Genomic DNA, 13449 nt, shown 5'->3' on the forward strand with positions numbered 1-13449 from the left:
GGCGCGCTACATCGGCTGGAGCTGGGGCGATGCGGACAACAGCTTCCGCGTACCGTCGTTCACCCTGGTGGATGCCTCGCTGCGCTATGACCTGGGAAAGATGCGCAGTGACTGGCGCGGGGCCAGCGTGAGCCTGACGGTGAAGAACCTGTTCGACAAGTACCACACGGCGTCGTGCTTTTCCGCCAATGCCTGCAACTATGGCGAAGCGCGCAACATGGTGGTTCGGTTCGGGTACATCTGGTAGGCCTTGCGGCATCAGGCCGGTCGAAAGCGCGGTTGCACGCTCCCTGGCATGGATACAATCGAATAAGAATGATTCTTGTTTGATTGCGGGCCCCGCCCCCAAGGGAATCGGGACCTGCCATGCCATCCGCCTCCACCCCCCAGCACCGAGAAGCCGCCTCCCTGTACACCGCCCACCATGGCTGGCTGCAGGGCTGGCTGCGCCGCAGGCTGGGCAACGGGGCGGATGCGGCGGACCTGGCGCAGGACACCTTTGTGCGCATCCTGGGCGTGCGCGACCTGGCCGGTGTGCAGGAGCCGCGTGCCTACCTGACCACGGTGGCCAAGGGCGTGCTCGTCAACTGGTACAAGCGCCAGGCGCTGGAGCGGGCCTACCTCGAAGCCCTGGCCGCGCTGCCCGAGCCTGTGGCGCCTTCGCCCGAGCGGCGCGCCCTGGTGCTGGAGACCCTGCACGAGATAGACGCCATGCTGGACGCGCTGCCGCCCATCGTGCGGCGCACGTTTTTGCTGTCCCAGCTGGACGGCGTGAAGTACGAGGACATCGCGCAGCAGCTGGAGGTCTCGCTCACCAGCGTCAAGCGCTACATGGCCCAGGCGTTTCGCCAATGCCTGGTGGCAATGGCGTGATGGAGACGCCCCTGCAAGCGCGCGTGCTCGACGAGGCCGCCGAATGGCTGATGCGCCTGCACGACAGCGGCGCCACCGACGCCGACCGCGCCGCCTGCGAGCGCTGGCGCCAGGCCGACCCACAGCATGCCCTGGCCTGGGAGCGTGCCGAGCGGCTGCTGGGCAAGTTGGGCGGCCTGCCTGCAGCGCTGGCCATGCCGGCACTGGACCGGCCCCGAAGCCACCGCGCCCAGCGCCGCGCCACCGTGGCCCGGCTGGCCGCGCTGCTGGCCGTGGCGCCTGCAGGCTGGCTGGCCTGGCAAGCCTGGTATGCGGCGGACCAGCGCGGCTGGGGCGCCGACCTGCGCACCGCCACCGGCGAGCGCCGCACCGAGCATCTGGCCGATGGCAGCCGCCTCCTGCTGGACACGGCCAGCGCGGTGGACATCCGGTTTGATGGCGCACTGCGCCTGCTCATCTTGCGCCAAGGCGCGATTTCCATAGAAACGGCGGCAGATACCGCCACACCGCACCGCCCCTTTGTCGTGGACACAGCCCATGGCCGGCTGCGCGCCCTGGGCACCCGCTTCACCGTGCGGCAAGAAGGGGGCAGGGCGGACGGCGGCCCCGTGCGCCTGGCCGTGACCGAGGGAGCCGTGGAAGTCACGCTGCGCGGCGCCGCCAGCCCGGCGCTGGTCGTTCAAGCCGGTCAGCAAACGGTATTGCGAGCGGGGGAGGTGACCGCGCCCCAGCCCCTGCAGCCCGAGGTCACGGCCTGGACCCACGGCATGCTGATGGCCGACGCCATGCCGCTGGCCGCGTTCTGCGCCGAACTGTCGCGCTACCGGCCCGGCCTGCTGCAGTGCGCGCCCGAGGTGCGCGCGCTGCGCGTGTCCGGCTCCTTCCCGCTGGGCGATACGGACCGGACGCTGACCATGCTGGCCTCCACCTATCCCGTCGACGTGCAGACACGCATGCGCGGCTACTGGATCACCGTGGTCGCCAGGAACTAAAAAATCGAGGCAGGGTGACACTTTTTCGGATCTCGGCTGGCAACGGGGAAAGAGCTTCTTTCTTCACCGCCTCCAAGGACCGATTTCCATGCCTGCCGTACCCATGCCGCATCCCGTCTTCCATCCCCTGGCGCATGCCGCCCGCCTGGCCCTGCTGGGCATGGCATTGGCCGCAGGCGCCGTGCAGGCGGCCGAACCGGCCCCCGCAGCCCAGACCTACCAGATCGCGCCCGGGCCGCTGGGCCGCACGCTGGCTGGCGTGGCCACGGCGGCGGGCATTTCGCTGTCCTTCGATCCTGCGCTGACCGAAGGGCTCACCAGCCCGGCCCTGTCCGGCCACTATGCGCCGCAGCAGGCGCTGCAGCGCCTTCTGGCCGGCAGCGGGCTGGACATGGTGGCGCGCAGCGATGGCAGCTACACGCTGCGCAGGCAGGCGACCCAGGCCGTCCAGGCGGCAGGCGCCACCGCGCTGGGCGAGGTGCTGGTCACGGCGCAGGCCGAGCGCAGCGCCGTGACGCAAGGATCGGGCAGCTATGCGGCCACCGGACCCAGCAGCACGGCGACACGGCTGGGCCTGTCGCAGCGCGAGACCCCGCAATCGCTGAGCGTGATCACGCGCGAGCAGATCGATGACCGCGGTTTTCAGTCGCTGGAGGAGGTTGCCCTGGATGCCACGGGCCTGAGCACACGCCAGATCGGAGGCGGAGAACGCACGCAGTTCTTCCTGCGGGGTTTCGAGGTCAACTCTTTCCTGGCCGATGGCGTGCCGCTGGCCTTCGACTACGACACGCAGGGCCTGGCCACCATGGCCATGTACGACCGCGTGGAGGTGCTGCGCGGCGCTGCCGGACTGATGACGGGCACGGGCAATCCGTCCGGCACCATCAACCTCGTGCGCAAGCGCCCCACGGATGCCCCTCAGGTCTCGCTGACGGGCAGCCTGGGCTCCTGGAACAACCTGCGCGGCGAAATCGACGCGTCCGGCCCGCTCAATGCGGCCGGTACGCTGCGAGGCCGCGCCGTGGTGGCCCTGCAGGATACGGACACCTTCAAGCGGGCGTACCGCCATGAGCGCCAACTGGTCTACGGCACGCTGGAGGCCGATATCGCCCCGCGCACGCGGCTGAGCCTGGGCGGCTACTACAACAGGGAAGACAACCCCGGCGCCGACTGGAACGGCCTGCCCACGCGGCGTGACGGCAGCTTCTACCCGCTGTCGAGATCGGCGCGCGTGACGCCTGACTGGGCCTACTGGAACAAGGAAAACGCCAGCCTCTTCGCTGAACTGGAGCATGGCCTGGGCAACGGCTGGAAGACCCAACTGACCGCACGCGTGCTGCAGGCGAAGATGGACATGCTGGGGACCTACCTGTATCCGCTGGAAGATTCCGCCGACTTCGGCCAGGGCGTGGGAGCCTATGCCTACAAGAAGACCCAATACAGTCTCGACGCCTTCGCGCAGGGGCCCTGGCAATGGTTGGGCCGTACCCATGAAATGGTCTTCGGCGCCAGCGTGAGGCAAAACAGCGACGACGACGGGCCTGGCGGGTGGCCGTCGGACTACCAGCAGATCGTGGACCCCATGACCTGGGACCCGGGCTCCGTTGCCCGGCCGGCCATCAACACCCTGTGGTCGCGGCGCGGCCACCAGCGGCAGTTGGGTGCCTACGGAACACTGCGGTTGAGCGTCGCGCAGCCCCTGACCGCGCTGCTGGGCGCGCGCGTGGATTCCTACTCCTACGACATGCTCACGCGCTCGGGGGAATGGAGCGATTCCAGCAGGTACCGGGTCCATGACCGCATCACGCCCTATGCAGGCCTGGTCTATGCGCTGGACAGCCGGCATTCCGCCTATGCCAGCTGGACCGGCGTGTTCCAGCCCCAGAGCAACCAGGGCGCCAGAGGCGCGCTGCTGGACCCGGTGACGGGACGCAACCTCGAGCTTGGCATCAAGGGCGAGTACGCCCAGGGCCGGCTGCAGGCCAGCGCGGCGCTGTTCCAGATCAACCAGAAGAATCTGCCGCTGCAACTGCCGCAATCGCAGTGCAGTCCCAATGTGGCGTCCTGCTATGCGCAGACCGGAGAGGTGCGAAGCAGGGGGGTGGAGTTCGAGGTGGCGGGTGCCGTCACGCCCTCCCTGCAGCTGATGGCCGGCTACACCTACAACAGGGCGCAGCATGTCCGCGACTCGGACGTCGCCAAGGCCGGCACGCCCTATGACACCCAGACCCCGCGCCATCTGCTCAAGCTGTCGGCCCGCTACCAGCTGCCGGGCGCCTGGCAGCGCTGGTCCCTGGGCGGATCCGTGCGCACGCGCAGCGAGACCCGCTCGGCCGGCTACGGCGTGCGCCAGGGGGGCTATACGCTGGTGGACCTCATGGCGAGCTACCAATTCAGCCGGCAGCTGGATATACGGCTGAACGTCAACAACCTCACGGACAAGTACTACTACCAGGCCATTGGCAGCACCCAGGACAACAACCATTTCGGGGCGCCGCGCAATGTGCTGCTGACGGCGCGCTACCGCTTCTGAAACAGAGACAGGTTGGCATGGATACAATCGAATAAGAATGATTCTTGTTTGATTGTGGGCCCCGCCCCCAAGGGAATCGGGACCTGCCATGCAATCCGCCTCCGCCACCCAGTACCGAGAAGTCACAGCCCTGTACCTGGCCCACCACGGCTGGCTGCAGGGCTGGCTGCGCAAGAAGGTGGGCAATGCCTTCGACGCGGCCGATCTGGCGCAGAGCACCTTCCTCAAGGTGCTGGGCGCCAAGGGCCTGGACCAGCTCCAGGAACCGCGCGCCTACCTGACCACCATTGCGCGCAACCTGCTGATCAACCAGGTGCGCCGCCGCGCCATCGAGCAGGCCTATCTCGATGCCCTGGCCGCCATGCCCGAGCCCGTGGCGCCGCCGCCCGAGGTCCGGCTCATGGTGCTGGAGACCCTGGTGGAGATAGACCGCCGCCTGGGCCGCCTGCCCGCGCTGGCCAAGCAGGCCTTCCTGCTGGCCCAGCTCGAAGGGCTCGGCCATGGCGAGATCGCTGCCGAGCTGGGGATTTCCGTCTCCACCGTCAAGCGGCATCTGGCCAAGGCGGCCATGCGCTGCTTCTTCCCGGAGTAGGCGGCATGCAGGCGTTCCCTTCCGCTTCTTCCCCCATTTCTGCCGAAGTGGCCCGCCAGGCCGTGCAATGGTGGCTGCAACTGAACTCCGGCAAGGCCCAGGCCCGGCAGCACGCTGGCCTGCAGCGCTGGCGTGCGGCCAGCCCCGAGCATGAGGCCGCCTGGCAGCGCATCGAATCCATGGGCAGCCAGATGGCCGGCATTCCCATGCCGCTGGCGCGGGCCGCATTGGCCGCACCCGGCTCGGCCGGCAGGCGCCGTGCGGTGCAGGCGCTGGCCGTGCTGCTGGTCTCGGGCGCAGGCTCCGCGGCCGTCGTGCGCTCGCAGGCCTGGCGCGGCTGGACGGCCGACCAGGTGGCTGCCGTGGGCGAGCAGCGCCGGCTGCCGCTGCCCGAAGGCGGCAGCGTGGTGCTCAACACCGGCAGCGCCCTCAATTTGCGCTACGGCGCGGCCGAGCGCGTGCTGGAGCTGGTGCGTGGCGAAATCCTCGTGCAGACCGCGCCGGACAGCCTGCACCGTCCCTTCATCGTGCAGACCGCCATGGGCGCCGTTCAGGCCCTGGGCACGCGCTTCACGGTGCGCGAGCGCGAGTCCGGCGTTGAAGTGGGCGTGCTGCAAGGTGCCGTGCAACTGCGGCCCGCGCATGCCCCGCATGCCGCGCAGCGCATCGATGCAGGAGAGCAGGGCACGTTCACGGCCCAGCAGGCCGTGCACTCCGGCGTGTTGGACACGGCAGCCAGCGCCTGGGCCGAAGGCATGCTGGTGGCCTCGCGCATGCGGCTGGAGGATTTCCTGGCCGAGCTGGGCCGCTACCGGCGCGGGCGCCTGGGCTGCGACCCGGCCGTGGCCGGCCTGCACGTCTCCGGCGCCTATCCGCTGGCCGACACCGACCGCGTGCTGGCCGCGCTGACCTCGTCGCTGCCCGTGGAAATCCACTCCTTCTCGCGCTACTGGGTGATGGTGCGGCCTGCCGGGGCGGGCAAGGCATGAGCGGCACGGCCGGCATGAAGGCCTTCGCACTTTCCTGAAAAAAATTTGAGCTGATTTGCCGGCGATGGCTGTCAACAGAGACAGGAGCGCACCGCAGCGTGCGCCAACGCTTCTCTACAACCATTGCAACAAGGCCTTTCCATGCGCCCTCAGACCATGCGCCAGAACTCCATGCGGCAGGCTGCCGCCTCCACCGTCCGCCCATCCCAGGCGGCCCCGGCATTACGTCCGGTGGCGCTGGCGCTGCAGGTGCTGTGCGCTGGCACGCTGGCGGGGCTGGCAGCTGCCGGTGCCCTGGCTCCGGCACAGGCCTGGGCGCAGCCGGCTGCCGGTGCTTCGCAGCAACGCCAGTACGACATTGCCGCCGGCCCGCTGGAGAGCGTGCTCAACCAGCTCGGCCGCGAGGCCGGCGTGCTGGTCACCTTCGGCTCGGCCGTCACCGAAGGCTTGCGCAGCGGCGGCGTGAGCGGGCGCTTCACCGTGGAGCAGGCGCTGGACCGCGCCTTGCTGGGCACGCCGCTGGCGGCCGTGCGCTCGGCCGGTGGCGGCTACACCCTGCGCGAGATGCCTGTGGTGCCGGCCGCCTCCGGCGCGGCGGGTGCTGCGGGTGCGGCAGGCGCGGGGTCCTCCCAGACACTCAGGACCGTGCTGGTCACGGCCTCGGCCCAGGCCAGCCCCACCACCGAAGGCTCGGGCTCCTACACCACGCCGGCCACGGCGGCGGCCACGGGCCTGAGCCTGTCGCTGCGCGACACGCCGCAGTCCGTCAGCGTGCTCACGCGCCAGCAGATTGAGGACCAGGGCCTGCTCTCGCTCAACGACGCCATGCGCAGCGTCACCGGCATCCATGTCGTCAGCTCGGACAGCGACCGCTCGGACTTCTACTCGCGCGGCTTCTACGTGGACAACCTGCAGTACGACGGCGTGCCCACCTCCATCGGCCTGTCGTTCTACGGTGACTCGGGCACCGATACCACCATCTATGACCACGTCGAAGTGGTGCGCGGCGCCACGGGTCTGCTCACGGGCGCGGGCAATCCGTCGGCCTCCATCAACATGGTGCGCAAGCACGCCAACAGCAAGGTGTTCACGGGCTCGGCCTCGGCCAGCGTGGGCTCGTGGAACCACCATCGCGGCACGGTGGACCTGTCCATGCCGCTGACGCAGGACGGCCGCATCCGCGCACGCGTCGCAGGCATGGCCGAAGAGCGCGACTCCCATGTGGATCTCTACCACGCGCGCAAGCAGGTCTTCTACGGCGTGATCGATGCCGACCTCACGCCCGACACCACGCTCAGCGTGGGCGCCGACTACCAGTCCAACCGGCCCACCGGCTCGACCTGGGGCGGCCTGCCGCTGGTCTTCACGAACGGCATGCCAGCCGACTGGAGCACCTCCAAGACCACGGCCGCGAACTGGACGCGCTGGAACAGCACCAACAAAAACATCTTCGCCAACCTGCAGCACCGTTTCGGCAACGACTGGAAGCTCAAGGCCAACTTCGTGCACCGCGACAGCGCCTACGACGCCAAGCTGCTGTACCTGATGCGCCAGCCCGACATCACCACCGGCCTGGGCATGGCAGCCCTGCCCAACTACTCCGAATACAGCTTCCAGCAAAACAGCGCCGACCTGCAGGTGACGGGCGGCTGGGAACTGGGCGGGCGCCGCCATGAGGCCGTTGTCGGCCTGAGCAGCAGCCGTGCCCGCGAGCACAAGGCCGGCCATGCGCGCACCAGCCCCCTGCAGGACGTGGGCAACTACTACCAATGGGACGGCTCCTATGCCGAGCCCACCTGGGGGCCGCTGACCACCAGCAGCCTGGACCACACGCGCCAGGACGCGCTGTATGGCGCGCTGCGCCTGTCGCTGGCCGATCCGGTCAAGCTCATCGTAGGCGGGCGCCAGAGCAGCTGGAAGGTGCGCAGCCTCAGCGAGGTGCGCGACCACAACGTCTTCATCCCCTACGCGGGCCTGGTGCTGGACCTGAGCGAAGGCTTCTCGGCCTATGCCAGCTACACCGACATCTTCCAGCCCCAGAACTACCGCGACCGTGGCGGCAGCTACCTGGACCCCGTGGCGGGCAAGAGCTTCGAGATCGGCATCAAGGGCGAGCACCTGGACGGCAGGCTCAACAGCTCGCTGTCCGTCTTCCGCATCCAGCAGGACAACGTGGCCCAGCTGGACGAAGGCCAGGTCGTGCCCGGCACCACCGACTTCGCCTACTACGGCGCCAAGGGCGTGACCAGCAAGGGCTTCGAAGCCCAGGTCTCGGGCGAGCTGGCCACGGGCTGGAACCTGTCGGCCGGCATTGCCCACACCGTCGCGCGTGACGCCCAGGGCCTGTCCATCAACGCCTGGGCGCCCAAGACCCAGGCCCAGCTGTTCACTTCCTACCGCCTGCCCGGTGGATGGAATCAGCTCACCGTGGGCGGCGGCCTGCAATGGCAAAGCCGCACCCGCGCCAGCGTCTTCGTGGCGGGCAATGACCTGGTCTTCGAGCAGAAATCCTTCGCCACCGCCAGCCTCATGGCGCGCTATGCCTTCAGCCCCAGGCTCTCGCTGCAGCTGAACCTGAACAACCTCTTCAACAAGAAGTACTACGTCAACATCGACGGCCAGGGCCAGTTCGGCACGCCGCGCCAGGCCATGGCGGTGCTGAACTACAAGTTCTGAGTGGACAGGGCGGCGGGGGCAACAGCGCAGGCCAACCGTTAGAATGCAAATGAGAATTGATCTCATATTTCGGGCCAGCCGCCCACGCATTCCTCCTCCCGCGCCATGCCTGCCGCCGAAACCTCCCTTCACCGCGAAGTCGCCACGCTCTACACCGACCACCACGGCTGGCTGCAGGGCTGGCTGCGCAAGAAGCTGGGCGATGTGCACCAGGCGGCCGATCTGGCGCACGACACCTTTGTGCGCCTGCTGGCGCGCGACGAGCCTGTGCAGGCGCGTGAGCCGCGCGCCTTCCTGACCACGGTGGCGCAGCGCGTGCTGGCCAACCACTACCGGCGCCAGCAACTGGAGCGCGCGTATCTGGAGGCGCTGGCCCAGGCGCCGCAGTCCTTTGCCATCTCGCCCGAGGAGCGCGCGCTGCTGCTGGAGGCGCTGGACGAGATCGACCGCATGCTCGACGGCCTGCCAGCCCCCGTGCGGCGGGCCTTTCTGATGGCCCAGCTGGACGGCATGAAGCAGGCCGACATTGCGCGCGAGCTGGGCCTGTCGCTGACCACCATCAAGCGCTACCTGGTGCAGGCCGGCATGCACTGCTATTTCGCGGTGGATGCATGACGGCGCCGGGAGCCGGCCTGCCGCCCGAGGTAGCGCGCAGCGCCATCGAGTGGTGGCTGAAGCACCAGGATGGCCAGCTGTCCGATGAGTTGGCCCGCGAATGGCAAGCCTGGCAGGCCTGGCGCGCGGCCGATCCGCTGCACGAGCAGGCCTGGCAGCGCATCGCTGCCGTCAACCAGCGGCTGGCTGGGCTGGTGGCGCCGCCGCAGTCACCGATAGCCCGGGCTGCGCTGGCTCCGCGTGGTTCCGCTCGCCGGCGCGTGATCCAGTCCCTGGCCGTTGCGGCCTTTGGTGCCGGCATTGCCTGGCAGCTGGAGCAGTGCCTGCCCTGGCAGGGCTGGGTGGCCGATGCACGCACGGCGCGGGGCGAGCGTCGGCAGATGGCGTTGCCGGACGGCACGCAGATCGTGCTCAACGGCGCCAGCGCGCTGGATATCGAATACGGTCCCCGGCACCGCCGCCTGCGCCTGCTGCAGGGCGAGGTGCTGGTCACCACGGCCAAGGACACCGAGCAGCCCGCCCGGCCCTTTGCCGTGCAGACCACTGCGGGCGAGGCGCTGGCCCTGGGTACGCGGTTTTCCGTGCGTGCGCTCGCGGATGGTGATTTCCAGGTGGGTGTGTTCGAGGGTGCCGTGCGCCTGACGCCTCGGCTGGCCGGCCAGGGTGTGCTGGTGCTCAAGGCGGGCGAGCAGGCCACGCTGAGGGCCGATGGCGTCTCGCCAGCCACCGCCGTGCATGAAGACAGCACCGCCTGGACCGAGGGCATGCTGGTGGCGCGCGGCATGCCGCTGGCCCGGATGCTGGAGGCGCTGCAGCCGTACAGCGATGCGGCCCTGGCCTGCGAGCCCGAAGTGGCCGACCTGCGCATCTCAGGCACCTATCCGCTGGCCGAGGTGCCACGCGTGCTGGCCGTGATCGGTGCGCTGCCGGGACTGGAGCTGCGCTCCACGACGCGCTGGTGGGGCCGGCGCGAGGTGGTGGTGGGCAAGAAGGCGGCAGGGGCTTGAAGGGGTCTGCGCAGTTTTTTTGAAGAAATCTGCGCCCGAGGTGGTCTGTTTCGAGAACTCGCGGGACATGGAGGAAGAGGGGGGCTTGCCATGCCGGGCCCGCCCATCGATTCGTCCATCCATCCATTTGTCTTTTCCTTCCAGGCCCCGTCCTTCGCACACCATGGCATATCCCGCAGCGCCCCGGCGCTTTCCCTGCGCCTTGCGCCCCTCCGTCGTCCCGTCCCGTGGCCTGTTGCTGGCATTGGCCTGCGCGGGGCTGAGCAGCAACCTGTGGGCGCAGGCGCCTTCGCCGTCCGTCAACACCACGGCCGCCACAGCAGCCACACGCAGCTACCAGATTCCGGCGGGCACGCTGGAGGACGCGCTCAACCGCTTCGGGCGCGACTCGGGTTTGCTGCTGTCCTTCACCCAGGACCAGGTCCAGGGCCTGCGCAGCCCGGGGCTGCAGGGCAGCCACACCGCGCAGGCCGGCCTGGCCGCGCTGCTGCAGGGCACGGGGCTGGAGGCGGCGGTGCAGCCGCAAGGCGGCTATGTGCTGCGCCAGCGCGCCGTGCCCGATGCCCGGGCGCCAGACGTTGCCCCGCGCGCGGTGTCGCTGGCCGAGGTGCGCGTGGCCGCGCGCCGCGCCGGTGACGGCACGACCGAAGGCACGGGCTCCTACACCAGCCGCGTGACCAGCATTGCCTCCAAGACAGACCAGTCGTTCCGCGAGATTGCGCAGTCGGTATCGGTGGTCACACGCGAACAGCTCGACGACCAGCGCGTGACCGATGTGACCGAGGCCCTCAAGCTCACGCCCGGCGTGGTCGTGGCCAATACCGTGGGCGACTTCTATTCGCGGGGCTTTCAGATCACCAGCATGCAGATCGACGGCGGCGCGCCGCTGGCTTTGGGCGCCTACACCTATTCGCCGCAGCAGGACATGGCCTTCTACGACCGCGTCGAAGTCATGCGCGGCGCCTCGGGCCTGCTGGGCGGCGTGGGCGATCCGGGCGGCATCATCAACCTGGTGCGCAAGAAGCCGCTGGCCCAGCGGCAGTTCAAGGCCGCGCTGTCGGCCGGCTCCTGGAGCCGGCGCGGCGTGGAGCTCGATGCCAGCGCGCCGCTGGCCGACGACGGCCGCGTGCGCGGCCGCGCCGTGCTGTCCTACCACAAGGGCGACTCCTACATGGACCTGCGCAGCAGCGAAAAGCCCTCGCTCTACGGCGTGCTGGAGGCCGACCTCACGCCCGACACCCTGCTGACCGTGGGCGGCAGCTACGGAAAGACCCATGAGAACGGCGACTATGCCGGCCTGCCGCGCTTTGCCGACGGCAGCAGCCTGGGCCTGCCGCGCCACACCAACTTCACCCAGCCCTGGGCGTATTACGACTACGAGACCAAGGAGCTGTTCGCCCAGCTCGAGCACAAGTTCGACAACCGCTGGAAGGCCAAGCTCAACGTCTCGCGCGTGGAGACCGAGCTGGACCGCTTCTGGGTCTACATGGGCGGCGCCATCAACCCGCAGACCCTGGCGGGTGCGGTCTGGCGCGGCGGCCACATCCAGTCCGGCAATACGCAGGAGGTGGTGGACCTGAGCCTGGGCGGTCCCTTCCAGCTCATGGGCCGCACGCATGAATTGCTGCTGGGCGCGGACTGGCAGCGCGTGGAAAGCTTCTGGCAAAGCGCCAATTTCACGGGCAGCGGCACCGTGGCCAGCAATCCGTTTGCTCCCAGCATCTGGACGCCGCCCACGGAAACCTACTTCAACACCCGCTACGGCCCCTGGGGCCAAAAGCAGATGGGCGGCTATGGCGTGCTGCGCCTGCATCCCACGGACAGGCTGCACCTCATCCTTGGTGCGCGCGCCAGCCGCTACGACTTCCAGCAGTCGATCTGGAACCTGGATGCGCAGGGCAACCGCACGCCCTGGTCGAACACGCCGTTCAAGGAACCCACCAAGATCACGCCCTATGGCGGGGTGATCTATGACCTGAACAGCCAGTGGTCGGCCTATGCCAGCTATTCGTCCATCTTCAAGCCGCAGGCGCTGAGCATGGCCGGCCCGGCGCCGGGCACCTCGCTGCCGCCGGTCAAGGGCGCCAGCTACGAGGCCGGCCTCAAGGGCGAGCTGATGGACGGGCGGCTGAACGCCACCTTCAGCCTCTTCAATGTGGAGCGCACGGGCACGGCCGTGGTGGACCCGCGCTACGAGACCAGCAACAGCCGCTGGAGCGGCAACTGCTGCTACCTGGCACAGGGCAAGGTCACCAGCCGGGGCTTCGACATGGAGCTGGGCGGCGAGCTGCAGCCCGGCTGGCAGCTGGCAGCGGGCTACACCTTCAACAACACCCGCGACCGCAGCACCGAAAAGACCTACAGCAGCATCACGCCGCGCCACCTGTTCAAGCTGTCCACGGCCTATACGCTGCCGGGCGAGCTGTCGCGCTGGAAAGTGGGCGGCAGCGCCCAGATCCAGAGCACGCACTACGTCAGCGGCACGGCGCTGTCGGCGGCGGGCACGTCCGTGCCCTTTGACTTCACGCAGGGCGGCTACGCGCTGTGGAATGCCATGGTGCAGTACCGCATCGACCCGCGCTGGACGGTCACGCTGAACATCAACAACCTGCTCGACAAGACCTACTACCAGACCCTGGGCACAACGTTCAGCAACAACCTGTATGGCGCACCGCGCCACGCCATGCTCACGCTGCGCGGCAGCTTCTGAGGACGGCGGCGCAGGCGTTCGGGCCGCCGTTGTGCAGCCAGCGGCCTTGCGGGGGATCACACCACGCGCCGGGCCTCCACCTTCACATGGCCGGCCAGCAGGTCGGCACTGTCGCGGATGGCGCGCAGCGCATGGGCCAGGGCCTGCTGGCTGTGGTGCTCCTGCGGTGCATGCACTGCCGCCAGGGCCAGTTGCGCCAGGGCCGAGATCTCGGCGCAGTTTTCCTGCACGCTGCCGTGGATCTCGGTGATGGCGCTGGTCAACTGGTGCAGGCTGGGGGGCTGTGTCCTGGTGGTGCCCTTGTCCTTCTCCTTGTCCATGGCCATGCCTCAGCCCTGCGGGCGCACCGGCTCTTGGGTGCGGCAGTCGAGCAGTTGCGCCATGGCCTTGGCGGCTGCCTCGGCCGCTTCAGCGCGGCGCATCTCGGCCGCGTCTTCAAACCCGCAGCCCATGGCCTGGGCC

At 68.9% G+C, this 13449-nt stretch carries 11 protein-coding genes; 10 read left to right on the forward strand and 1 reads right to left on the reverse strand.

Annotated elements, in window-relative coordinates; translation table 11 throughout:
- The 10 genes from IAE24_RS29435 to IAE24_RS29480 all read left to right on the forward strand — a co-directional run.
- Window positions 1-247, forward strand: a 247-nt coding sequence (locus IAE24_RS29435; protein ID WP_200016415.1) for a TonB-dependent receptor domain-containing protein, incomplete at its 5' end; no start/stop codon positions are given.
- Window positions 248-366: 119 nt separating this feature from the next.
- Window positions 367-873, forward strand: a complete 507-nt coding sequence (locus tag IAE24_RS29440) for a sigma-70 family RNA polymerase sigma factor (RefSeq protein WP_199962484.1) — start codon at window positions 367-369, stop codon at window positions 871-873.
- Window positions 852-1865, forward strand: a complete 1014-nt coding sequence (locus IAE24_RS29445; RefSeq protein ID WP_199962485.1) for a FecR domain-containing protein — start codon at window positions 852-854, stop codon at window positions 1863-1865. The genes IAE24_RS29440 and IAE24_RS29445 overlap by 22 nt, the downstream gene beginning before the upstream one ends.
- Before the next feature lie 88 nt (window positions 1866-1953).
- Window positions 1954-4398 (forward strand): TonB-dependent siderophore receptor, encoded by a 2445-nt coding sequence (locus IAE24_RS29450; protein WP_199962486.1) that lies wholly within the window; start codon window positions 1954-1956, stop codon window positions 4396-4398.
- Window positions 4399-4486: 88 nt separating this feature from the next.
- The gene (locus IAE24_RS29455) at window positions 4487-4990 is read left to right on the forward strand and encodes a sigma-70 family RNA polymerase sigma factor (RefSeq protein ID WP_199962487.1); all 504 of its coding nucleotides are present in this window, start codon (window positions 4487-4489) and stop codon (window positions 4988-4990) included.
- Window positions 4991-4995: 5 nt separating this feature from the next.
- A complete protein-coding gene (locus tag IAE24_RS29460) occupies window positions 4996-5979 on the forward strand; it encodes a FecR domain-containing protein (protein WP_199962488.1) in 984 nt (327 codons plus the stop codon).
- 141 nt (window positions 5980-6120) lie between these two features.
- Window positions 6121-8655 carry a ferric-rhodotorulic acid/ferric-coprogen receptor FhuE gene (fhuE, locus tag IAE24_RS29465; RefSeq protein ID WP_199962489.1) on the forward strand — a complete coding sequence of 845 codons (2535 nt, stop codon included), beginning with the start codon at window positions 6121-6123 and terminating at the stop codon, window positions 8653-8655.
- A 105-nt stretch (window positions 8656-8760) separates the two neighbouring features.
- On the forward strand, window positions 8761-9270 hold the full coding sequence (locus IAE24_RS29470; RefSeq protein WP_047327597.1) for a sigma-70 family RNA polymerase sigma factor: 510 nt from the start codon (window positions 8761-8763) through the stop codon (window positions 9268-9270).
- Window positions 9267-10277 carry a FecR domain-containing protein gene (locus tag IAE24_RS29475; RefSeq protein ID WP_199962490.1) on the forward strand — a complete coding sequence of 337 codons (1011 nt, stop codon included), beginning with the start codon at window positions 9267-9269 and terminating at the stop codon, window positions 10275-10277. The genes IAE24_RS29470 and IAE24_RS29475 overlap by 4 nt, the downstream gene beginning before the upstream one ends.
- A 163-nt stretch (window positions 10278-10440) precedes the next feature.
- Window positions 10441-12987 (forward strand): TonB-dependent siderophore receptor, encoded by a 2547-nt coding sequence (locus tag IAE24_RS29480; protein ID WP_199962491.1) that lies wholly within the window; start codon window positions 10441-10443, stop codon window positions 12985-12987.
- Between the two features lie 56 nt (window positions 12988-13043).
- Here the strand turns inward: IAE24_RS29480 and IAE24_RS29485 are convergent, their stop codons facing one another.
- Complete coding sequence (locus IAE24_RS29485; RefSeq protein ID WP_043825622.1) at window positions 13044-13313, reverse strand: hypothetical protein; 270 nt, start codon at window positions 13311-13313, stop codon at window positions 13044-13046.
- Between the last annotated feature and the right edge of the window lie 136 nt (window positions 13314-13449).

The sequence above is a fragment of the Delftia sp. S65 genome (genome assembly GCF_016516495.1).
GTDB classification, from domain to species: domain Bacteria; phylum Pseudomonadota; class Gammaproteobacteria; order Burkholderiales; family Burkholderiaceae_C; genus Comamonas; species Comamonas acidovorans.